This is a genomic window from Tsukamurella strandjordii, assembly GCF_039525985.1.
Taxonomy (GTDB): domain Bacteria; phylum Actinomycetota; class Actinomycetes; order Mycobacteriales; family Mycobacteriaceae; genus Tsukamurella; species Tsukamurella strandjordii.
In genome coordinates this window covers 63,083-85,375 of record NZ_BAAAII010000012.1, presented here as the reverse complement: position 1 = coordinate 85,375, position 22,293 = coordinate 63,083, and the positions used below count along the sequence as shown (strand labels likewise).

Annotated in this window: 17 protein-coding genes; 5 read left to right on the top strand and 12 right to left on the bottom strand. The window is 71.5% G+C overall.

Annotation, left to right across the window (positions count from 1 at the left end):
* Positions 1-80 precede the first annotated feature (80 nt).
* Complete coding sequence (gene typA / locus ABD108_RS19390; RefSeq protein ID WP_220658270.1) at positions 81-1,988, bottom strand: translational GTPase TypA; 1,908 nt, start codon at positions 1,986-1,988, stop codon at positions 81-83.
* A gap of 183 nt (positions 1,989-2,171) precedes the next feature.
* Between typA and ABD108_RS19385 the strand changes: the two genes are divergently transcribed.
* On the top strand, positions 2,172-2,369 hold the full coding sequence (locus tag ABD108_RS19385; RefSeq protein WP_220658269.1) for a hypothetical protein: 198 nt from the start codon (positions 2,172-2,174) through the stop codon (positions 2,367-2,369).
* A 3-nt stretch (positions 2,370-2,372) separates the two neighbouring features.
* On the opposite strand, the gene ABD108_RS19380 is transcribed toward ABD108_RS19385, so the two are convergent.
* Positions 2,373-3,056: a TetR/AcrR family transcriptional regulator gene (locus ABD108_RS19380; protein ID WP_220658268.1), complete on the bottom strand. Its 684-nt coding sequence runs from the start codon at positions 3,054-3,056 to the stop codon at positions 2,373-2,375.
* 83 nt (positions 3,057-3,139) lie between these two features.
* On the opposite strand from ABD108_RS19380, the gene ABD108_RS19375 reads away from it, so the two are divergent.
* Together ABD108_RS19375 and ABD108_RS19370 are read left to right on the top strand one after the other, a co-directional pair.
* Positions 3,140-4,180 carry a cation diffusion facilitator family transporter gene (locus tag ABD108_RS19375; RefSeq protein ID WP_255585692.1) on the top strand — a complete coding sequence of 347 codons (1,041 nt, stop codon included), beginning with the start codon at positions 3,140-3,142 and terminating at the stop codon, positions 4,178-4,180.
* Positions 4,181-4,303: 123 nt separating this feature from the next.
* On the top strand, positions 4,304-5,536 hold the full coding sequence (locus tag ABD108_RS19370) for an HNH endonuclease (protein WP_343931131.1): 1,233 nt from the start codon (positions 4,304-4,306) through the stop codon (positions 5,534-5,536).
* A 1-nt stretch (position 5,537) separates the two neighbouring features.
* On the opposite strand, the gene ABD108_RS19365 is transcribed toward ABD108_RS19370, so the two are convergent.
* Genes ABD108_RS19365 through ABD108_RS19345 form a run of 5 tightly spaced genes read right to left on the bottom strand, consistent with a single transcriptional unit; the run spans position 5,538 to position 12,509 of the window.
* Entirely contained in the window at positions 5,538-7,484 is a 1,947-nt protein-coding gene (locus tag ABD108_RS19365; protein ID WP_343931130.1) for a GMC family oxidoreductase N-terminal domain-containing protein, read from the bottom strand.
* Positions 7,485-7,488: 4 nt separating this feature from the next.
* Positions 7,489-8,502, bottom strand: coding sequence for an ABC transporter ATP-binding protein (locus ABD108_RS19360; protein ID WP_343931129.1), 1,014 nt, complete (start codon positions 8,500-8,502; stop codon positions 7,489-7,491).
* 12 nt (positions 8,503-8,514) lie between these two features.
* Positions 8,515-10,116 (bottom strand): ABC transporter permease, encoded by a 1,602-nt coding sequence (locus ABD108_RS19355; protein WP_343931128.1) that lies wholly within the window; start codon positions 10,114-10,116, stop codon positions 8,515-8,517.
* Between the two features lie 22 nt (positions 10,117-10,138).
* A complete protein-coding gene (locus ABD108_RS19350) occupies positions 10,139-11,200 on the bottom strand; it encodes a thiamine ABC transporter substrate-binding protein (RefSeq protein ID WP_343931127.1) in 1,062 nt (353 codons plus the stop codon).
* Positions 11,201-11,204: 4 nt separating this feature from the next.
* Entirely contained in the window at positions 11,205-12,509 is a 1,305-nt protein-coding gene (locus ABD108_RS19345) for a glycosyltransferase 87 family protein (RefSeq protein WP_343931126.1), read from the bottom strand.
* 193 nt (positions 12,510-12,702) lie between these two features.
* Between ABD108_RS19345 and ABD108_RS19340 the strand changes: the two genes are divergently transcribed.
* Entirely contained in the window at positions 12,703-13,398 is a 696-nt protein-coding gene (locus ABD108_RS19340; protein WP_220658601.1) for a CPBP family intramembrane glutamic endopeptidase, read from the top strand.
* Positions 13,399-13,492: 94 nt separating this feature from the next.
* Here the strand turns inward: ABD108_RS19340 and ABD108_RS19335 are convergent, their stop codons facing one another.
* Positions 13,493-14,701 carry an MFS transporter gene (locus ABD108_RS19335; RefSeq protein ID WP_305112745.1) on the bottom strand — a complete coding sequence of 403 codons (1,209 nt, stop codon included), beginning with the start codon at positions 14,699-14,701 and terminating at the stop codon, positions 13,493-13,495.
* A gap of 48 nt (positions 14,702-14,749) precedes the next feature.
* On the opposite strand from ABD108_RS19335, the gene ABD108_RS19330 reads away from it, so the two are divergent.
* The gene (locus ABD108_RS19330) at positions 14,750-15,739 is read left to right on the top strand and encodes a LacI family DNA-binding transcriptional regulator (protein ID WP_220658260.1); all 990 of its coding nucleotides are present in this window, start codon (positions 14,750-14,752) and stop codon (positions 15,737-15,739) included.
* Here the strand turns inward: ABD108_RS19330 and ABD108_RS19325 are convergent.
* From ABD108_RS19325 to ABD108_RS19310, 4 genes are read right to left on the bottom strand one after another with little or no spacing between them, the layout of a single operon-like run.
* Positions 15,727-17,055: a wax ester/triacylglycerol synthase domain-containing protein gene (locus ABD108_RS19325; protein ID WP_343931125.1), complete on the bottom strand. Its 1,329-nt coding sequence runs from the start codon at positions 17,053-17,055 to the stop codon at positions 15,727-15,729. The genes ABD108_RS19330 and ABD108_RS19325 overlap by 13 nt on opposite strands.
* On the bottom strand, positions 17,052-17,960 hold the full coding sequence (locus ABD108_RS19320; RefSeq protein WP_220658258.1) for an ROK family protein: 909 nt from the start codon (positions 17,958-17,960) through the stop codon (positions 17,052-17,054). The genes ABD108_RS19325 and ABD108_RS19320 overlap by 4 nt, the downstream gene beginning before the upstream one ends.
* The gene (glgP, locus tag ABD108_RS19315; RefSeq protein WP_220658257.1) at positions 17,957-20,425 is read right to left on the bottom strand and encodes an alpha-glucan family phosphorylase; all 2,469 of its coding nucleotides are present in this window, start codon (positions 20,423-20,425) and stop codon (positions 17,957-17,959) included. Before glgP ends, ABD108_RS19320 begins: the two co-directional genes overlap by 4 nt.
* Positions 20,426-20,475: 50 nt before the next feature.
* Positions 20,476-22,152, bottom strand: a complete 1,677-nt coding sequence (locus tag ABD108_RS19310; RefSeq protein WP_425579808.1) for a 2-isopropylmalate synthase — start codon at positions 22,150-22,152, stop codon at positions 20,476-20,478.
* Between the last annotated feature and the right edge of the window lie 141 nt (positions 22,153-22,293).

Here is a 22,293-nt window from a genome sequence, read left to right as displayed (position 1 = left end):
CACCTTCGGCTCCCTCCTGCACGCTCGTCGCCCCGACCCTCACGGCCGGGGCGTCGACACCACCGTAGTCGGGCGGCGGATCAGCCCGCGGACTGGTCGCGCGACTTGGCGCGCGAGCGCTCACGAGCGCGCTCGGTGCCGTTCAGGTGCACCTTACGCACCCGGACAACCTCGGGAGTCACCTCGACGCACTCGTCGCCGGCGCAGAACTCCATGGCCGCCTCGAGCTCCAGCTTGATGGGCTTGGCGAGGGTCTCCATCACGTCGGCGGAGGACTGACGCATGTTGGTCAGCTTCTTCTCCTTGGTGACGTTGATGTCGAGGTCCTCGGCGCGCGGGTTGATGCCCACGACCATGCCCTCGTAGGTGTCGGCGCCGGGCTCGACGAAGAAGGTGCCGCGGTCGGCCAGCTGGATCATGGCGAACGGGGTCACGGTGCCCTGGCGGTCGGAGACCAGCGAGCCGGTGTGGCGGGCGCGGATCTCGCCGGCCCACGGCGCGTACTCGTGGAAGACGGCGTTGGCGATGCCGGTGCCGCGGGTCTCGGTGAGGAAGTCGGTGCGGAAACCGATCAGGCCGCGCGAGGGCACGACGAACTCCATGCGGACCCAGCCGGTGCCCTGGTTGGCCATGGTCTCCATGCGGCCGCGGCGGTTGGCCAGCAGCTGGGTGACCGAGCCGAGGTACTCCTCGGGCACGTCGATGGTCAGGTGCTCGTAGGGCTCGTGCACCTTGCCGTCGATCTTCTGCGTGACCACCTGGGGCTTGCCCACGGTCAGCTCGAAGCCCTCGCGGCGCATCTGCTCGACCAGGATGGCCAGCGCCAGCTCACCGCGGCCCTGCACCTCCCACTGGTCGGGCTTGCCGATGTCGAGGACCTTGAGCGAGACGTTGCCGATGAGCTCGGAATCGAGGCGCGACTTCACCATGCGGGCGGTGAGCTTGTGGCCCGAGACCTTGCCGACCAGCGGCGAGGTGTTGGTGCCGATGGTCACCGAGATGGCGGGCTGGTCGACGGTGATGCGCGGCAGGGCGACGGGGTTGTCGACGTCGGCGAGGGTGTCGCCGATCATGATCTCGGGGAAGCCCGCGACGGCCACGATGTCGCCGGCCACGGCCTCCTCGGCGGGCTTGCGGTGGACACCCTCGGTGGCCAGCAACTCGGTGACCTTCGCGTTGGTGATCACGGGCTCGCCGTCCACCTCACGCATCCAGGCCACGGTCTGGCCCTTGCGCAGGGTGCCGTTGTGGATGCGGACCAGCGCGAGGCGGCCGAGGAAGGCCGAGGCGTCGAGGTTCGTGACGTGGGCCTGCAGCGGGGCGTCCGCGTTGCCCTTGGGGGCGGGAATGCTGTCGTGCAGGATCTGGAAGAGCTCGTCGAGGTTCTCGGCGTCCGGGACCTCACCGTTGGCGGGCGCGGTGGTGCTGGCCTTGCCCTCGCGGCCGGAGGCGTAGACCACGGGGAGCTCGAGCGCGAGCTCGGCGGCCTCGGCGGCCTCGTCCGACAGATCGGAGGCGAGGTCGAGCAGCAGGTCCTGCGCCTCGGTGACGACCTCCTCGATGCGGGCGTCGGGGCGGTCGGTCTTGTTCACCACGAGGATCACGGGCAACGAGGCGGCGAGCGCCTTGCGGAGCACGAAGCGGGTCTGCGGCAGCGGGCCCTCGGAGGCGTCGACCAGCAGGACGACACCGTCGACCATGGACAGGCCGCGCTCGACCTCGCCACCGAAGTCGGCGTGGCCCGGGGTGTCGATCACGTTGATCACGGTGGTGCTGCCGTCGGCGTTCACACGGTGCACGGCCGTGTTCTTCGCCAGGATGGTGATGCCCTTCTCCTTCTCCAGCTCACCGGAGTCCATCACGCGCTCGGTCGGCTCTTCGCGCTCTGCGAACGCGCCCGACTGCCGCAGCATGGCGTCGACGAGAGTGGTCTTCCCGTGGTCGACGTGCGCGACGATGGCGACGTTGCGGAAACTGGGCTGAGCCACTGTGGTTCTCCTGGAGGTGGTCGTCCGCGCCGGCGGGAGCCGAGCTCGCGCGGACACGATGAAGGGGGCGTGCGCACACGCCTGGTCGTGACCAGGTTACTGGCACAACCCCCGGGAAGCCGCATCGTGGCCGCCGGGTGTGACGGCTGGCATCTCGCCATTAGGTTGCGCTAACCTACATAGATGGGTAAGACCAAGGCGCACAAGCTCGTGGGCAGCAAGCCCAAGAAGAAGTGCTGCCGTAAGAAGACGCGGTGCATGAAGTGCCCCGTCGTGATCCACAAGCTCAACCGGCTGGCCGCTCACGGCGCCTCGAAGAAGGAACTCGAGAAGTCGCTGAAAACGGTGCGCGCCAATCCTGATCGCACCCGCGTGGCGTAGCGGTCAGTCGTCGCGGCCGGCGGCGCCCCGGATCAGGGCGGTGAGCACGGAGGAGAGGATCTGGACGAGGTCGTGCGGATCCGTGTGATCGTCGGAGTGTTGCCACCAGGCCATGAGGAACTCGTTCACCGATGGGATGAAGGCGGTGTACATCCAGGGCTGCGTGGGCGGCGCACCGGCGGTGGCGGCGGCCCCCTGGAGGAGCTGGGCCCATTCCCGCCGGTTACCCAGCCGGTGCTGTTCGAATTCGGGGCTGACGCCGACGACCTCCACGAAGCCGACCCGCAGGCTGCGCGGATCGTCGAGCAGGGCACCGATGTAGGCGTCGAGCGCGGCGACGATGATCGCGCTCCGATCCGCGGAGCCGGCGGCGTCGCGGACGTGATCGCCGATCGCGGCGAGCACCGCCTCCCGGGTGCGTTCCTGGATCTGGTCGTAGACGTGGCGCAGCACGGCCTCGCGGTCGTCGAAGAGTTCGTAGAAGTGCCGCCGGGACACCCGCGCGCGCTCACAGATCGCCGAGACGGTGGTGTGCCGGTACCCGCGCGAGGCGAACAGTTCGAGCGCCGCCTCCTCGATCCGGGTGCGTCGCGCCTCCTGTCGGGTCTCCGCGTCCGCACCGCCGTAGCGGCGCCCCTTCCTGCGAACGGTGGGCTCGATCTCCGTGCCCGGCGCTGGTGACCTCACGGATTCAGAACCTACCCGCATCGGGTGGTGCCCGGAGTTGCGATCGCGCAGAGTTCTCGGGAGTGCCGACGTAGCATTCGACCATGACCGCGGATTCCGGACGATCGATCTACGACTCCCCCGGCGAAGCCGCGGACGGCGACGCGCCCTCGGAGAGCTTGGTGACGGTGCTCGTTGCCCTCGCCGCGAACGTGCTCATCGCGGTCGCGAAATCGGTGGCCGCGGGGATCACGGGCTCCGCCGCGATGGTGGCGGAGGCGGCGCACTCGTGGGCCGACGCCGGCAACGAGGTCTTCCTACTGATCGGCGCCCGGCGGGCCGAGAAGCCCGCCGACGCCACGCACGTGCTCGGTTACGGTCGCAGCGGCTACGTGTGGTCGATGTTCGCGGCCTTCGGCCTGTTCAGTGTGGGCGCCGCGGTGTCGGTATGGCACGGCATCACCTCGCTCAATGCGCCCGAGGTGGCGGCGGATTACACCTGGGGCTACGCGGTGCTGGCGATCTCCTTCGTCTTGGAGAGCATCTCCTTCGTGCAGGCGGTGCGGCAGACGAAAGCGGGTGCGCAGGAGCGCTTCCTGCATCCGCTGCGGTACGTGCGGATCACCTCGAATCCCGTGCTGCGCTCGGTGTTCGCGGAGGATCTCAGTGCGCTGATCGGCATCGTGATCGCGGCGTCGGCGATGGCGCTGCACCAGATCACTGGCAATCCGGTGTGGGATGCGATCGGGTCGATCCTGGTGGGCCTGCTGCTGGGGTTCGTCGCGCTCTTCCTGATCCGCCGCAACATGGACTTCCTCACCGGGCAGGTGGCCACTCCCCTCGCGCGGAATCGCGCGCTGACGGCGCTGCTGGCCCACCCCGACGTGTCCCGGGTCAGCTTCTTGTACATGGAGTGGGTGGGTGCCGACAAGCTCTTCCTGGTGGCCTCCGTCGATGTCGAGGGCGAGCTCCCCGAGAGCGATGTGGCGGCACGGCTGGCCTCGATCGCCGACCAGCTCAACGGCTTCCCGTGGATTCAGCGGGCGGTGATCACCCTCAGCCGGCCGGGCGATACCACCGCCCTGCAGCCCGAGGCCCTCCCCGACTGGTACCTCCCGGAGGACCAACGAAATCAAACACCATGAGTCATGATGGCGCCGGTCCATCTGTCTCTCAACCGAAACCATGAATCTCCCATTCGTAGACCTCACGCTCGACGAGTACCGCTCCCGCACAAACTTGTCAGTGGGTGGTCGTAGTGTTCGGGTATGGATGAGGAAGACGAATCCGGTTCCGCCGCAGGGGATGGCGGTGATGTCGGCGGTGGTGTGGTTGCGGGTCTTGCCGGGTTGGAGCGGGCTCGTGCGCGGGTGGTCTTCGATCAGTATCGGTTGATCGCGGAGTTGTTGCGGGTGCGGGTGTGTGAGCGGATCGCTGCCGGTGTCGCGCAGGATCGGTGGGAGGCCGGTGTCGCGGCAGAGATCGGGTTGGCGCTGCGGGTCTCCCCGCATCGAGCCGCTTCCATGCTCAACCGCGCTCGGGTATTGGCGGCGGATCTGCCCGCCACATCGGCACGGTTACGCGACGGGGATGTCTCGCCGGAGGCGGTGGAGGTGATCATCTCCGGTCTCTCGCATCTGGAACCGCGACTGCGAGCCGAGGCCGATTCCGCCCTGTGTGGTGAGACCTTCGCTGCTGCCGGGCTGGGGCTACGGCGACTGCAGGATCGAGTGCGGGAGACCGCGTACCGGTTGGATGCGCGGGCCACGGTGGATCGGATCGGGCAGGCGGCGAAAGACCGGCGAGTCACCATTCGTCCGGCGCCGGATTGCATGGCGCGGGTGTCGATCCTGCTGCCGGTCGCGCAGGCCGTCGGGGTGTATGCGGCGTTGAAAACTGCAGCCGACGGGGTGTTCGGTGCTCCGGGGGAAGTGCGGAGCCGGGCGCAAATCATGGCCGATACCGCATTCGCGCGTCTCACCGGCCGTGACGCCGCAGCCGGCCAACCGGTCACAGTGAATCTCACCATCCCGGCGGCGGTGCTGCTCGGTGACCAGCCGGGCACCGCGCATCTCGCGGGCGGCGGCACACTCCCGGCGGAGATCGCCCGCCACCTGATCGGGACAGCTACCGCGAACGCCGTCGCCTGGGTCAAACGGCTGTACGTGCAACCGGAATCCGGAGCGGTCGTCGCAATGGATTCCCGGGCGAGGTTGTTCCCGGCGGGGTTGGCGGAGGTGATCGCCGCCCGCGACCGGTACTGCCGCACCCCGTACTGCGATGCACCGATCGCCCACACCGACCACATCGTCGCGCACACAAAAGGTGGCCCCACGAGCCTGGCCAACGGGCAGGGACTGTGCGCGGCGTGCAACTACGCCAAAGAAGCCACCGGCTGGACCAGCCGCACCGTCACCGACCCGTCGGGAAGGCACACCGTCGAAACCCGCACGCCCACCGGCCATGTGCACCGATCCACCGCACCGCCCCAGGCCGCGTGACCTACGTCAGGCGCGCCGCCAACCGACAGGCGTTCATGTAGGCGATGGCCTCGATGGAGATCATCGGATTCACACCGCTGGGCGTGGGGAAGCAGGAGGCATCGGCCACCACCAGGTTCGGCACCTCCCAAGTGGCGCCGTCGGGATCGGTGGCGGAGGTCTTCGGGCTGCCACCCATGGCGGCGGTACCCATCAGGTGCAGCGCCGCCATCATGCAGCGGGCCGGTGCGTAGCCCTGTTCCTGTGCGGCGATGGCGAAGTCGTCCAACGGCCCGGGCAGCGTGGCGGCGACGCGGACCTGATGTGCGGACCGAACCGATGTCGCGCCGGCGGCGGCGATGATCTGGGCGGCGCCCACCACCCCGCGATGCAGGTGCGCGGCATCGTGATCGTTGAGCCGGTAGTGGGGCACGGGCTCACCGTCGCGTCCCACGGCGACGCGTCCACTCCCGGTGTCGCGCAGGATCACTCCCACCGCGGCGGTGTTGCGCAACGAGCGCATCTCGTCGGCGAGGTGGGCGGCCGAATGCCAGGGCTGGAAGATCGCCGCGGCACCGGGGTGCAGCGGCCCGGTCTCGTAGATCACGCCGTACCCGCGGCCGTCGAGGTCGGCGTGTTCGGTCGAGTACCGGGTCTGCAGCCCGCCCTCCCACGGCAGGACGTCCTCGTCGAAGCGCCCGGACACCGCCGTCGCCGGATGCAGCCGGAGGTTCTCGCCGATCTGCTTGTTCCGCAGTCCCGATCGGCGCAGCAGGGCGGGTGTCTGCAGGGTGCCCGCCGAGACCACCACGGCGCGGGCCGACACGGTCAACGGCGCACCGTCGGACATCACGGCCTCGACCCCGGTCGCGCGACCGCGCTCGACCCGGACCTTGCGCACATCGGCGCCCACCACGATGCGCGCACCGCCGTTGGCGGCGTCCTGCAGCCAGGTCTTCGCGACCGACTGCTTCGCACCGATCCGGCAGCCGTAGCCGCAGCGCCCGCACTCGACCCCCTGGTCGCAGCCGAGCACGTTGCGCGGCATGGCATCGCAGTGCCAGCCCAGCGACCGGAGACCGCGCTCCATCACCTCGTCCCGGTGGGCGATGCGGTCGTGGTCGGTGTTCACCGACAGCCTGCGCTGCACCGCGGCCAGCGCCCGATCGAACTCCTCCCCCGCGAACTGTGTGGCGCCGTGGCCCGCCCACTCGGCCCGCACATGATCGGGCGTCGGGAACGAGGTGGTCCAGTTGACCACCGTGCCGCCGCCCAGGGTTCCGCCCGCCATCAGCGAGAGCTGCCCCTCCGCGGTCGCGGCGGGCGGTCCGGCGTAGAGCGAGGTCAGCGAGTCCAGTTCACCGGCGCCGAAGTCCCGGTCGTCGTGATACCCGCCCTTCTCGAGCACTACCACGTCGAGACCGGCCGCGGTCAGCACGGCCGCAGCGGTGCCGCCGCCCGCGCCGGAGCCCACGATCACCACATCGGCCGTGAGGGTGGCGCCACCGGGCGGGACGACGAACGGCGTGATCGGCCGCGCCGGGGCGTCGGGCACCGGACCGAAGGCCTCCGGATAGCCGATGTCGGCGCGCACCGCGGTGGCGTCCGGCGCGATGTAGTAGGCGCCGATCAGCAGGGACCGCAGGCCCTGGAAGATCGACCGCTTGGCGCCGATCGACGACCCGCCCCAGCGCAGCAGGACCTGCTCGCGTTCGGCGGGGGTCAGGGATGAGAACCGGCGCAGTCCGATGCCGTGCGCCGGTCCCATGCCCCGGGTGTCCCAGAGATCGAGGAAGATCTTCATCTCGCGCTGCTCGCGCGGGAGCAGCTTGTGCCCGGCGGTGCGCGCGACCGTCGTGATGAAGTCGAGGTCGCGCGGGCCGGGCAGGCCGTCCCCTCCGGGGATCAGCGTCTCGGCGATCGCGAGCAGTGTTTCGGCCTGGCGGGGCGTGAACGTGGCTGAGGTCACACCCTTATCCGATCACAGCCACCCGCCTCGGGTTCAACGCGACATGCACCGTGTCGCCATCGGGCGGTGCGGAGTCACCGTGCGCATCCACCCTGAGCTCACCGTCGGGGGTGTCGACGGACACCGTGATGCGCACCCCGTCGGCGGTGGGTACCGAGCCCACGACCAGCGCGGGAACCCCGTGCGCCTGGATCACCACGGAGCCCGGCCGCAGCCCGAGCTGGAAGCGGCCGTCGGGGCAGTCCACGATCACCGGGCCCAGCACCGTTCGGGCCTGCCCGCCGTCGACGCGGGCCTCGACGAGCGTGGTGTACCCGAGGAACCGGGCCACGTCGGGGGTCCGCGGGCGTCGCCAGAGCCGGGCGGGTGCGTCGGACTGCACGATCCGTCCGGCGGTCATCACGGCGACGGTGTCGGCGAGCTCGACCGCCTCGTGGTGGTCGTGCGTCACGATCAGCGCCGGGGTGCCGGTCTCGCGGAGGATGCGGCGCAGGTCGCCCGCCAGGCGGTCGCGGAGCTGCCGGTCCAGGGCCGAGAGCGGCTCGTCGAGCAGCAGCAGCCGCGGGCGCGGCGCCAGGGCACGGGCCAGGGCCACGCGCTGCTGCTGCCCGCCGGACAGTGCGCCGACGGGGCGCGATCCCAGGCCCGGCAGCCCGACCAGGTCGAGGAGCTCCTCCACCCGGGCATCGGCGTCGGCGCGGCTCCAATGGTGGCGCTGCAGCCCGTAGCGGATGTTGCCCGCCACATCGCGGTGCCCGAACAGCTGACCGTCCTGGAAGACCACGCCGAAGCCCCGACGATGCGTGGGGGTCCGGGCGAGGTCCGCGCCGTCCCAGGTGATGCGGCCGCCGGCCAGCGGTTCGAGTCCGGCGACGGCGCGCAGCAGCGTGGACTTGCCGCAGCCCGAGGGGCCGAGCAGCGCGGTGACCGGGGCGCCGGGCACCCCGACGGCGAGCGTGACGCCGTCGACCGCGGTCTGCGCCCCGTAGCGGACGGTGGCGTCGTCGATGGTGAGCATGGGCGTCCTCCCTCAGAACTCCGCCTGGCCCGCGTCGTCGCGGCGCAGCGCCTCGACGGCGGCGATCACCACGACGGTGGCGGCGATGAGCAGTACCGAACACGCTGCGGCGAGCGCCGCGCTCTCGAATCCCGGGCGCCCCATGATCCGTCCGATCAGCACGGGGAGCGTCATCTGACCGGGCTGCACCAGGAAGCTGGCGGCGCCGAACTCCCCCAGCGTGACGACGTAGGCGAATCCGGCGGCCACCGCCACCGAGCGGCTGATCACCGGCAGGTCCACGGTGGTGAACACGCGCACCGGTGAGGCTCCGAGTACGGCGGCGGCCTGGCGCTGCCGCAGATCCACGGCGCCGAGCGCGGGCACCAGCACGCGCACCACGAGCGGCACCGCCACGAGCGCCTGCACGAAGGGCAGCACCGCGGGCGATTCCCGCACGGTGGGCAGCGATTGCAGGGCCAGCAGGTAACCGAACCCCAGGGTCACTGCGCTCACGCCGAGCGGCAGCATCACCACCGCATCGGCGAACCGGCTGAGCAGTCCGGTCGACCGGGAGATGGCGATCGCGGCGAGCCCGCCGACCAGGAGCGCGATCGCGCCGGCCTGGACGGCGGTGAGCAGTGACATCTGCAGCGCCTTGAGCGGCACCACACCGCCCACGTTCTCGCTCAGGCGCCGGTACGCGTCGAGGCTCATTCCGCCCGCGGCGTCGGGCCGCAGTGACCGCAGTACCAGGGCGAGCATCGGGTAGGCCAGGAGCAGGGCCGCGATCGGCACGCCGAGCAGGACTCCGATGCGGGTGCCGCGGCCGCCGGCGGGGCGCGGTGCGGTCGACCCCGACGCGGGGCGGCTCCCCTTGTGGCGCAGGGCGGCACTCACCAGGACGGCGATCACCACGATCACGATCTGCACCAGCGCGAGCAGGGCGGCGGTGCGGAGGTCGAAGGCTCCCACCACCTCCTGATAGACCGCAGTCTCCAGGGTGCGCAAGCCACTGCCACCCACCACGAGCACGATGCCGAAGCTGGTGGCGCAGAACAGGAAGACCACCGAGGCAGCCGAGGCGATCGCCGGGACGAGGGCGGGGACGGTGGCGGTGAGGAAGGCGCGCACGGGGGTGGCGCCCAGGGTGCGGGCCGCCTGCGCGGTGCGGGGGTCGAGTCCCGCCCACACGCCGCCGACGATCCGGGCGACCACCGAGACGTTGAAGTACGCGTGCGCGATCAGCACCGCCCACACGGTTTCCGAGAGCCCGAGGAAACCCAGCGCACCCTCGTCGGCGAAGAGCGTGCGGAAGGCCACGCCCACCACCACGGTGGGCAGGACGAAGGGCACCGTCGCCAACACCCGGACGATCCACTGCCCGCGGAAGCGCGCCCGCGCGGTGAGCCAGGCCAGCGGAAGCCCCAGGGCCACGGTGAGCAGCGTGGACGCGGCCGCCTGCCACACGGTGAACCACACCAGCCCGAGACCGCCGGCGCCGGTGAATCCGGCCCAGGGCGACGGGCCGTCGGAGGTGAGACCGCGGGCGACGATGGCGCCCACCGGCCACAGGAAGAAGACGCCGATGAACAGCAGCGGCGCCGCGATCAGGGCGTAGCGGGCCCGGTTCACCGGCCTGTCCCGACCCGCCGGTTCACCGGCCCATGATCTGGCGCCACTCCCGCACCCAGCCGTCGCGCTCGTCGGCGATCCGGTCGGCGGGAAGGGTCGCGGGCCGCGGCGGCACGGGCGCGTACTGCTGCCAGGTCGCGGGCAGCGGCACATCGCGGGTCACCGGGTAGACGTACATCGCATCGGGGATCGCGCCCTGGGCCCGGGGCGAGAGCAGGAAGTCGATCAGCTTGCGGGCACCGTCGGGATTCTTGGTACCGCGCAGCACCCCGGCGTACTCGACCTGCCGGAAGCAGGTGTCCGGCAACGCCTTCGTGGGCGGCGCGGAACCGTCCTTGCCCACCTCGGCGGCGGGCGAGCTGGCGTACGAGACCACGATCGGCCTCGGACCCTTGCCCGACGATCCGGAGAAGTCGGTGGAGTAGGCGGTGCTCCAGTTCGTGGTCACGGAGACGTCGTTGGCGCGCAGCGAGGTCCAGTAGTCCTTCCACCCGGCGCCGAGCGTGGCCACGGTGCCGGCGAGGAAGGCCATACCGGGCGAGGCGGTCTCGGGATGCTCGACCACGGTGAGGCCGCGGTACTTCGGGTCGGCGAGGTCCTGGTAGGTGACCGGCTCGGGGAGACCCTTGTCGCGGAAGTAGCGGGTGTCGATGTTGATGCAGACATCACCGAAGTCGATGGCGGTGAGCTGTCCGACGCCGGGGATCGCGTAGTCGGCGGCGCCGTTCGCGGCGGCGGGCGAGGTGTAGTCGTCGAAGACGCCCGCGCGCACCGGTCGCGCGGCGTAGGTGTTGTCCACCCCGAAGGCCACATCCCCGGGCGGATTCCCCGGGGTGAGTGCGAGTTTGGTGGCGAGCTCGCCGCCGTCGCCGAGGGCGACGGTCTTCACGGCGAGCCCGGTCTGCCGGGTGAACTCGGCGGTCACCTCGTCGGGCAGTTGGAAGCTGTCGTGGGTGACCAGGGTGACGGTCCCGGTGGCCGACGGTGCGCCGCTCGGCGACGACGGCGCCGTGTCCGTCGCACAGGCGCTCAGCGCCAGGGTCGCCGCCGTGAGGACGAGGCCGATCCGCGCGAGGTTGTTCATCGGCTCAGACTACGGCCTGCAGCCTGCGCCGCTGCGCGAGGATCAGCGCGACCAGAGCGGCCGCGGCGGCCACCCCCTGCGCCATCAGCAGCGCCCAGATCGGTCCGTCGCCGAGACCCAGCGACGCCAGCACGTCGTCGGTGTAGTGCACGCCCACCAGTCCCACGACGATCAGCGTTGCGGCGACCACCGTCGACCACGGGGTGTAGCCCTTCCCCGGGCCGCTGAACCGGTCGTCCCCGAGCCGCCCGAGCGGACCGTGCACCACCCAGATCAGCAGCGGCACGATCCACACCCAGTGGTGGATCCAGGAGATCGGCGAGCCGAGCAGTCCCAGCAACTGCACCAGCACCAGCGCGATGAGGGCGTCCCCGCGGCGCACCACCCACCAGGCGGCGAACAGCAGGAGCGCGGCCACGGCGAGCGAGACCATCCACACGGTCCCGTCTCCCACGTCGTGCCCCACGAAGCGGGAGACGGCGCCGCGCAGCGACTGGTTGTCCGGTTTCGCCGGATCGCCGATGGGGCCGGTGTCACCGAGCAGGACGGTGAAGTAGCGGCGGGTCTCGGACGGCAGCAGCAGGTAGCTGATGGCCACGGTGGCGCCGAAGGTGAGCGCGGAGAAGACGGCGGCCCACGGTCGGCCGCGGGCGAGTAGGAACAGGCCGCCCACCGCGGGCGTGAGCTTGATGCCCGCGGCGATGCCGATGAGCGCGCCGGAGGCACCGTCCACCTTCTCGGGGCGCACCACCAGACGCGGCCGCCCGGACTCCGCCCGAGCCACGAGGTAGGCCGCCCACACGCCGAGCGACATGAGGACCACGTTGATCTGGCCGTAGTCGAGGTTGGTGCGCACCGGATCGATCCACAGCGCACCGGCGGTCCAGAACAGGGCGTGCTCGACCGGCACGTCGCCCAGGCGCGACGGTGCGCCGCGGCCCGCCGCCAGGATGGCCAGGCTCATGCGGACCACGAGGAAGAGCAGTCCCGCGGTGAGGAACACCCAGCCGACCGCGACCACGGAGAAGGGCAGGAACTTCAGCGGGTAGAAGCACAGGGCCGCGAACGGCGGGTAGGTGAAGGGCAGCGGCTGACGCGGTGTGTAGTCGGTGAGCGCGAAGTCGTAGAGCGTGCCGTCGGAGACGCGCTGCGCCGCCTCGTAGTAGACCCGCAGGTCGACGAAGTTGAAATTGTGCTCGCCGGCCGCGATCCACACGAGGCGGGCGGCCACCGAGAGCACGAACACGGCGAGCGCCACACGGCGCAGGTTGCCGCGGGACGTCGGCCCGGAGCGGTCGGACGTCGTCACGGGGCACCAGACTACCTGCGCGGCCACCGTCACCCCATTCGCGAAGACGGGGCGGCGTTCACGCTCGGCGAACACCCTTCCCGGTCACAGAGCATTGCGCGGACCGCGGACCGTCTGGACCATGGAGCGGGTGACCTCAGCAACCCAGCCCGCCATCCCCGAACAGTCCGCCCTGCGTTCGGCGGTCTCGGGCGTGCGCGCCTATGTCGACATCGCCGTCGTCGTGGGTGTGCTGGTGGCCACCAACCTGGTGGCGCACTTCACCGGCAGCTGGGCGGCGCTGCTGGCCGTGCCGATCTCCGCCGCGGTCCTGCTGGGCATCGCCCGGTACCGCGGGCTGGATTGGCACGAGCTGGGCTTGGGCCGCGAGCACTGGCGTTCCGGCGCGAAGTACGCCGCGGCGGCCGTGTTCATCGTGGCCACCGTGATCGTGGTGGGCGCGCTGCTGCCCGTCACCCGGGGCCTGTTCCTCAACGACCGCTACGCCACCTTCTCGACAGCGATCATCGCGTCGATGGTGATCATCCCGCTGCAGACGGTGATCCCCGAGGAGATCGCCTTCCGCGGCGCGCTGCACGGCACCCTGTCGCGGGCCATGAAGTTCCGCTGGGTGGTGGTGACGGGGTCGCTGCTCTTCGGCTTCTGGCACATCGCCTCGTCGCTCGGGCTGACGGCGGGCAATGCCGGCCTGACCAAGATCCTCGGCAGCGGGCCGCTCGCGCAGATCGCGGGGATCGCGGGCGCGGTGCTGGCGACCGCCTTCGCGGGCTGGGTGTTCACCTGGCTGCGTACCCGCAGCGGCTCCCTGATCGCGCCCATCGCGCTGCACTGGTGCCTCAACGGCGCCGGCGCCCTGGCCGCCGCTTTCGCCTGGCAGCTCCTCCGCTGACCGTTCCCGGCCCCGTCGCCTCCCTCTAGGGACGTCACATCCCTAGCGCCAGGTCCAGTCCCTCTGTCCATGGCGCTGGGGAATGCATCCATGACTAGGGCAGGCTCCGTGACGGCTCGCGGGCGGCGGGGGCGACGAGGACGGCCACAGCGACGGCCACCAGCACCACGATGAGCGCGTAGAGCAGCGTCACGTGGGCACCGAGGAAGCCGATGATGGGCGGTCCGGCGAGGAACGACAGGTAGCCGACGGTCGAGACCACGGACACCCGTGCGGCCGCCATCCGCGGATCGTCGGCGGCGGCCGACATGCCCACCGGGAAGCCGAGCGAGGCGCCCAGACCCCACAGCGCGACGCCGATGTAGGCGGCCCAGGTGGGTCCGAAGATCACCAGCGACAGGCCCACGAAGGCCAGGCCGCCGCAGGCGCGCAGCGTGGGAACGCGGCCGAACCGGTCGAGCACCTTGGTCCCGGCGAGCCGGCCGATGGTCATGAAGGTGACGAAGACGGCGAAGGTCAGCGTGCCCACGGTCTTCGAGGTGCCGTGGTCGTCGACCATGGCCAGGGCGAGCCAATCGTTCGCGCTGCCCTCGGTGAGCGCCATGCCGAGCACCATGAGGCCGATCAGCAGGATGCGGGGCTCGCGCCACACCGCGAGCCGCTCGCGCCGGGTGACGGGGGCGTGATCGTCGGCGTCGTGCGCCTCGAAGGGCACGTGCCGCAGCGCGAACCATCCGGCGATCAGCAGCACGATGTTCACCACGGCGAGGTGCGGCAGTAGCGGGACGTGCGCCGCCTGCGCGGCGGCCGCGGTGAGGGCGCCGGCCACGGTGCCGAGCGAGAAGGCCGCGTGGAAGGCGGGCATCACGGTGCGCCCCAGCGCCCGCTCGTTCTCGGCCCCGGACAGGTTCATGCAGACGTCGGTCACGCCGTGCGAGAGCCCCACCAGTATCAGCGGCAGCAGGGTCAGCGCGTACACGCCGGACTGCGCGCCCGCGGCGGCGGCGATCATCGTGACGCCGAGAGCGGGCAGCGTCACGGCCATCACCCGGCGGGCGCCGAACCGGGCGGCGAGCGCCCCGGAGCCGAGCAGCCCGACCACGGAGCCGACCGCGAGGCCGAAGGTCAGGAGGCTCACCTGCAGCGTGGACGCGCCCAGGTCGTCACGGACCTGGGGCAGCCGCCCGAGGTAGCTGGCGAAGGTGAGCCCGCTGAGCGCGAAGATCACGAAGACGGCGTTGCGCCACGCGAGCACCGAGCCCGGTGTCGCGTCCGCCTTCTGGTCCTGGAGGTCCACGCTCACGATCAACCTTTCGAAACGTTTCGATCGACACTGCTAGGCTAAGTCCCCATGGCACGCGGGTCAAACCGAATAACGCTGGTGCACGTCGCGGAGGCGGCCGGCGTCTCGCTGTCGACCGCCTCGCACGCCTTCGGTGTGGACAAGCCGATCAGCGAGGCCACCCGCGCCCGGGTGCTGGCCGCGGCCGCCGAGCTCGGGTACGAGGGGCCCGATCCCCGCGCCCGGTCGCTGCGCAGCGGGCGCACCGACATCATCGGCGTTCAGGTCGACGACGAGGCCGGACGGGCCTTCCGCGATCCGGTGATCATCGGGATCCTCGACGGCGTCTCCGCAGCCCTGGCGGCGAGCCCCACGTCGGTTCTCCTCGTGCCCGATTCGGTGCCCGAGGAACGACTGCGCACGCTCCCGGTCGACGGCATCGTGGCCGCCGGCTGCTCCCCCACGTTGACTCAGCTCCGCGCCGCCATGGCCAAGCGCTCGATCCCCGTGGTCACCGCGGGGAACCAGGTCGACGACATCGGCAGCGTCGGCGTCGAGAACCGCGCCGCGACCCGCCTGCTCACCGACCACCTGCAAGGCCTCGGTCACCGCACCGTCGGCGTGATCCGGCTGCGGCACGGCGATGTCGAGCGGGCCCGCACCGAGGCCGCACTCGCGGCCTTCCCCGGTGCCGAGGTGGCCGCGAGTGCGGACAGCACGATCGACGAGGGGTTCCGCGCCGCCGACGCCCTCCTCCGCCGGGGCGCACCGACGGCGATCGTCGCCCAATCCGATCTCCTCGCGGTGGGCGCGGTGCGTGCCGCCGAAGCCCGCGGCCTGCGCGTCCCGGAGGACCTGTCGATCGTGGGATTCGACGGCATCCGCGTGGACGGCTTCGCCCGCGACCTCACCACCATCCGGCAACCGATCGTCGAAATGGGACGGCTGGCCGCCCAGGCCGTGCTGGCCGCCCAGGACGGGGCGCCGCTGCCCACCCTCGCGATGCCCGTCGATCTCGTGGTGGGCGATACCACCGGTCCTGCGTCTCAGCGGGCCTGAGCCACCGCGCGCAGGGCCTCGTCGAGCAGCGCCGCATAGACGTCCGGATCGGGCACGGCCGTGCGACTACTGGTGACCGACAGCGTCACCGCATCGCCGAGACCGTGCACGCCGTGCGTGAGACCCATCGCGGGCGACAGCGCGGGGAATCCGGCGGTGAACACCGAACGCCCGCCGAGTAGTTCGAGGTCGGACGGTCCGCGGTACACACTGGAGACCACGGTGGCCCCGGCCATCGTGGCCGGTCGCAGGGCCGGATCGAAGGCGAGCACACCGATGCGGTCGAGCGGGGCGGGTGTGGTCTCGTCGGGCGCGGAGACGGTGCGCCACAGCGGGTCCGCGGCGCGGGTGCGCGCATCGTCGAGGGCGGTGGCGATCCGCGTGGCACGCTCCCCGGCGGGGAGGCCGGGGAACAGCGGCACCGAGACGTTGCCGAAGGAGTTGCGCTCCTCCGGCTTCCGCTCCCGCGCCACCATCACCTCGGCGCACAGCGCATCCGGAACCCTGTGCTCGCGCAGCCGCAGGTACCGCTCCACGGCGAGCGAGACGGCGGTGAGCGCCCCGATCGTGACGGTACCGGCACGGTCGAGATCGGCGCGTTCCCGCACCAGCATCCGGACATCCCGGCTGTCGTCGGGGCACGCGTTGAGCGGCGTGATCGGGCAGCCCGGAACCGGGGGCGGCAGCGCGCCGGCGGCGGTGCGCTCGGCGATTCGGGCGCGGGCGGGCGCCACCCGGGTGCCGCGGATCACCGTGCGTGCCAGGTCCAGTGGCAGCGCGGCCAGTCCGCGCGCCGCGCGCACCGGGTCCGGCACCGGCCGCACGGGTGGGGCCCCGCCCTCGCGCCCGCCCGCGCCGAACAGCTCGCGGGCGATCTCGGCGGTGCGCCGCCCGTCGGCGAGGCAGTGCGCCACCTGGAGCACCACCACCGTGGCATCGCCGGTGCACCGCGGTGCACCGCTCACGCGCGGGAAGACGTGCAGCCGCCAGGGCGCGACGGTGGCGTCGACCTGGCGGGCGAACAGCCGCGCCACGGCATCGGGGATCCGGTCCCACGACCGCGCGACGCCCTCCCGCACGTCGATCACGGAGCACGGCGCCCACGAGGGGCGCTCCAGGTCGAAGGGCGCGGGCGCCACCCGGATCCGCAGGTCCGGGATCGACGGTGCGCGGCCGACGACGAGGTCGGCCACATCCGCGGCGCTCGGCGACGGGCCGTCGCCGTGGTCGAAGCAGTACAGCAGGAACTGGTCGCTGGGGATCACCTGCGACGCCCAGAAGGTGCGGGCATCGCGCGGGGCCAGCAGCGGGCTCACGGCAGCAGATCGCGTCGGTACACCAGGCCGGCGGCGCCGACCAGCGGCGCGTCCTTACCGAGGCCTGCCGGGACCACGCGGGCCGCGGCCACGTAGGGCAGCGGGTGCCGGGCCAGTTCCGTCTGCACCTGGTCGACGAAATCGTCGGCCACGTTGCAGAATCCGCCGCCCAGCGCCACCACGCTGACCGGGACCAGGGCGACGGCGCTGCCGATCCCCTGCCCGAGGGCGGCGGCGCACCGCCGGACCGCGGCGATCGCCACCGGGTCGCCCGCTCGGTATGCGGCGCCCAGTTCCTCGCCCGTGGTGCCGGTGAAGCCCTGGGTGCGGGCCCAGTCCACGGTGTGCGGTCCTGAGGCCACGGATTCGAGCATGGTGGTGCGTCCCAGGCTCTCCGATCCGGTGAAGCCGGACAGTTCGACCTGCCCGATGTGCCCGGCGTTGCCGCCGAGCACGCGTCCGTTCACCACGAGGCCGCCGCCGATGCCGGTGGAGACCACCATGCCGAGCACGTCGTCGTGGCCGCGGCCGGCGCCGAGCCAGTGCTCGGCGAGCACGATGGCCACGCCGTCGCGGCGGAACTCGACGGGGAGCCCACCGGCCGCCTCCGCGACGGTGTCGCGCAGCGGGAAGCCGTGGAGCGCCTCGATGTTGATCGGCGCGGTGGTTCCCGCGGCCTCGTCGACCGGACCGGCGGAGGCGAGCCCCACGGCGCTCACTTCGACGTCCGGCGCCGCGGCGAGGGCGTCGCGAACCACACCGGTGATCCGCTGCGCCAGTTCGTCGGCGGAGGCCTGCTGTCCCGTCGGTGCGCGGCGCCGCGTCTCCTCGATCACCGTGCCGTCGGGTGTGACGAGTGCCGCAGCCACTTTGGTTCCGCCGAGATCGACGGCGAGCACCGTCATCGCGCGTACCGCACGAGGCCGAGTTCCGCCGGACCCGCGAGCAGCCGGTGCTGCGGCAGCACCCGCACCGCGTAGCCGAAGCGGCCCACGTGGGCGGGCAGCACGGCCCGGTACCGGCTGCCGTCGAAGTGCAGGCGCACGGGCGTGCCGTTCACCAGTTCGCCCGCGCCGTCGACCCCGCCGATCACCGCTTCCACGCGCACGTCGCCGTCCTCGAGGTCGCCCAGGTCGATCTCGGCGGTGAGGTCCACCCCGTCGGGCACGACCTGAGCCTGCGAGTTCCCCACGCGCACGGCGTCCCATCCGGCGCGGACGCGGCCGGTGTATTCGACCAGCTCGTCCACCAGGGGCCGCACGGCCCGCGCGGAGCGGGCTGCCGGCCGGTAGTAGTCGGTGGCGTATTCACGCACCATGCGGTCCGCCGAGACCTCGGGGCCGGTGACGGCCAGCGTGTGCCGGACCTTGGCCATCCACCGGGGTGGGGCCTCCGCGGGTTCGCGGCGCTCGTAGAAGGTGGGCACCACCTCGTGCTCGATCAGGTCGTAGAGGGCGTCCGCCTCGATGTCGTCGCGCCGCTCCGGATCGATGCCCACCGCGGAGGGGATGGCCCACCCGTTCTGACCGTCGTACAGCTCGTCCCACCAGCCGTCGAGGACGGAGAGGTTGAGGCCGCCGTTGAGCGCGCTCTTCATCCCCGAGGTACCGCACGCCTCGAGCGGGCGCAGCGGATTGTTCAGCCACACATCGCATCCGTGGTACAGGTAGCCGGCCATACCGATGGAGTAGTCGGGCAGGAAGGCGATCCGGTGCCGGATGGCCCGGTCGTCGGTGAACGCCAGGAACTGCTGCAGCAGCCGTTTGCCCTCATCGTCGGCGGGGTGACTCTTGCCGGCGATCACCACCTGGACCGGCCGCTCGTCGTCGAGGAGCAGGGCGCGCAGGCGGTCCGGATCACGCAGCATCAGCGTGAGCCGCTTGTAGGTGGAGACCCGGCGCGCGAAGCCGATGGTGAGGGCCGTGGGATCGAACATCCGCTCCGTCCAGCCGAGTTCGGCGTCGACGGCTCCCCGCTCGCGCCAGGCGGCGCGGGTGCGCCCGCGGACCTCGTCGACGAGGCGGGCACGCAGGCCGTTGCGGATGCGCCACAGCGCATCGTCGGGGAGGGCGAGCGGATCGGAGGCACGCTCCTGGACCGCGCGGTCCGCCCAGGTTCCGCGGTGCACGCCGTTGGTGACGGAGCCGATGGGCACCTCGGCGGGCTCGAAGCCGGGCCACAGCCCGGCGAACATCTGCCGGCTCACCACGCCGTGCAGCTTCGAGACACCGTTGGCGCGCTGGGCCAGCCGGAATCCCATGTGGGCCATGTTGAAGACGTTGGGGTCGGCCTCGGCGCCCAGTGCGATCACGTCGTCGAGCGGCACGGTGGGCAGCAGCGAGCACATCGGCCCACCGTCGCCGAAGTAGCGGCGCACCAGATCCACCGGGAAACGGTCGATGCCGGCCGGGACGGGAGTGTGGGTGGTGAACACAGTGGCGGTGCGGGCCACCGCCTTGGCGGCCTCGTAGCCGAGCTCCTCGGTGGCCATGAGCTCGCGGATGCGCTCCAGCCCGAGGAAACCGGCGTGCCCTTCGTTGGCGTGGAAGACCTCGATGCCGGGGTGTCCGGTGAGGTCGCAGAACGCGCGGGCGGCGCGGACGCCGCCGATGCCGAGCAGGATCTCCTGGCGCAGCCGGTGTTCCGCATCGCCACCGTAGAGCCGGTCGGTCACCGTCCGCAGATCGGCGTCGTTGGCGTCGATATCGGTGTCCAGCAGCAGGAGTGGGATCCTGCCGACGAAGGCCCGCCACACCGCGGCGTGCAGGACCCGGCCCTCGGCGAGCGTCACCGAGACCCTGAGCTGCTGCCCATCGGAGAGCTGAACGGGGCTCAGCGGCAATCGCTTCGGATCCAGCGCGGGGTACCGTTCGAGCTGCCATCCGTCGGCCGAGAGCGACTGCTGGAAGTAGCCGTGCCGGTACAGCAGGCCCAGCGCCACCAGTGGCAGGCCGAGATCGGACGCGGCCTTGAGATGATCGCCGGCCAGCACGCCCAGCCCGCCGGAGTAGTTGGGCAGGGTCTGGCTGATGCCGAACTCCATGGAGAAGTAGGCGATGGCGCGGGCACCGTCCTTGAGACCGTCGGCCCAGGCCGGGCGGTCGAGGTAGTCGTGCAGATCCGCCTCGACCGCCCGGACCCGGGCCACGTACTCGGGGTCGTCGCCGAGCTGCGCGACCCGAGCCTGATCGGCCCCGTGCAGCGCGGCCAGCGGGTCGTGGGTGGCGGCCCAGGCTTCGGGCGCGAGTGCGGCGAACAGGTCCTGGGTGGGTCCGTGCCACACCCAGCGCAGGTTGAGCGCGAGTTCGGCGAGCGGCGCGAGCGTCTCGGGATAGGTGGGCTCGACGGTGAAGGTTCCGGTGGCGTGCACGGACGCCAAGCCTATTGCCTGCCCGAGGCCGCTGCGACGTTACCGGCGGGTCACTTGTCCCGGTCGGCGGCGTGCAGCACCGCTGCCGCGGTGGCGGCCAGCACCGACCGGTGTCGTCCCATGCTCCAGCGCACTTCACCGTCGCGCCGGTACTCCAGCAGGGTCAGCGCATCGGCGTCGTTGCCCCGCCCCACCGCGCTCTGATGCAGGGACAGGACATCGAGTTTCACATCGTGTTCCGCAAGTGCGGCGGCCAGCGCCTCGACCGGACCGGCACCGTCGGCGATGGACCGGTGCGAGACACCGTCCACCCGGAGGTCGACGGTGACGCGGCTGCCCGCGCCGGTCTCGGTCGCGGTGCACTCGACGAGCTGGAACCTGCGCTCGGCGGGGGCTCCGAATGCGGACTCGAAGACGGCCCACAGCGTGGCGGCGTCCACCTCCGCTCCGTGCTCATCGGTGTGCGCCTGCACGTGCCGGGCGAAGTCGATCTGCAGGCGGCGCGGCAGTTCGACCCCCAGATCGCGCTCCAGCAGGTAGGCGATGCCGCCTTTCCCGGACTGGGAGTTCACCCGGATCACGGCGTCGTAGGTACGGCCGATATCGGCGGGGTCCACCGGCAGATAGGGCACCCGCCAATCGATCTCACGCTCGGGCCGTTCCTCGGCGGCGGCCCGCTCCCGGTGTTCGGCGAAGCCCTTCTTGATCGCGTCCTGATGGGTACCACTGAAGGCGGTGTGCACCAGATCGCCCACGTACGGGTGCCGCTCCGGGATCGCGATGCCGTTGCAGGCCTCCACGGTGCGCCGCACCTCGTCGATGTCGGAGAAGTCCACCATCGGGTCGATGCCCTGCGCGAACAGGTTCAGCGCCAGGGTGGCGAGGTCGACGTTGCCGGTGCGCTCGCCGTTGCCGAAGATGCAGCCCTCCACCCGCTGCGCCCCGGCCAGGACGGCGAGTTCGGCGCACGCGATGCCGGTGCCGCGATCGTTGTGCGGGTGCACCGAGAGGATCACCGCGTCCCGCCGGGCCAGGTTCCGGTGCATGTACTCGATCTGATCCGCGTACACGTTGGGGGTGGCGATCTCGACGGTGGCGGGCAGGTTAAGGATCACCGGGCGGTCGGCGGTGGCGTCCCACAGGCTGGTCATCGCATCGCAGAGGTCCAGCACGTAGTCGGGTTCGGTGAGGTTGAAGACCTCGGGTGAGAACTCGAACCGCACGCCCGCCTGATCTCCCGCGGCGGCCAGCAGGTCGCGTCCACCGTCCAGGATCAGTGACCGCAGCTCCTCCCGGTCCCGCCCTAGCACTACATCGCGCCAGGTGGGTGCGGTAGCGGTGTACATGTGGATGACCACGTCGTTCGGGATGCCGCGGATGGACTCCACGGTCCGCTCGATGAGGTCGGTGCGGGCAGGGGTGAAGACGACGATCGTCACATCGTCGGGCGCGATGCCGGTCTCGGCGATCTGCCGCACGAAGTCGTAGTCGGTCTGCGAGGCGGAGGGGTAGCCGACCTCGATCTCCTTGTAGCCCATGGCCACCATGAGTTCGAAGAAGCGGCGCTTGCGCGCAGGATTCATGGGCTCGGGCAGCGCCTGGTTCCCGTCCCGCAGGTCGACGGGCACCCACAGCGGGGCCTCGGTGAGGCGCCGGGTGGGCCACTCCCGGTCGGTGAGCGGAACCTCGACACGGGAGTATACGTCGCGGTACCGATGGGCGGGCATCTGCGATCCACGCTGACGGTTCCAGGCGGGCGCGGAGGCGGGGACGGGGCCGGCGGGGGTGGAGACACTGGGGAAAGCCATGGGTTCTTCCTTCTCGGATGGTTCTCGACCGGCGCGACGCTCCCCCACGGCGGGCGGCCG

Coding starts and splice junctions, on each gene's coding strand:
- ABD108_RS19310 (WP_425579808.1), bottom strand. CDS start 22,152: ATGCCCGCCCATCGGTACCGCGACGTATACTCCCGTGTCGAGGTTCCG.
- ABD108_RS19320 (WP_220658258.1), bottom strand. CDS start 17,960: ATGACGGTGCTCGCCGTCGATCTCGGCGGAACCAAAGTGGCTGCGGCA.
- ABD108_RS19375 (WP_255585692.1), top strand. CDS start 3,140: ATGACCGCGGATTCCGGACGATCGATCTACGACTCCCCCGGCGAAGCC.
- ABD108_RS19370 (WP_343931131.1), top strand. CDS start 4,304: ATGGATGAGGAAGACGAATCCGGTTCCGCCGCAGGGGATGGCGGTGAT.
- ABD108_RS19330 (WP_220658260.1), top strand. CDS start 14,750: ATGGCACGCGGGTCAAACCGAATAACGCTGGTGCACGTCGCGGAGGCG.
- ABD108_RS19350 (WP_343931127.1), bottom strand. CDS start 11,200: ATGAACAACCTCGCGCGGATCGGCCTCGTCCTCACGGCGGCGACCCTG.
- ABD108_RS19360 (WP_343931129.1), bottom strand. CDS start 8,502: ATGCTCACCATCGACGACGCCACCGTCCGCTACGGGGCGCAGACCGCG.
- ABD108_RS19385 (WP_220658269.1), top strand. CDS start 2,172: ATGGGTAAGACCAAGGCGCACAAGCTCGTGGGCAGCAAGCCCAAGAAG.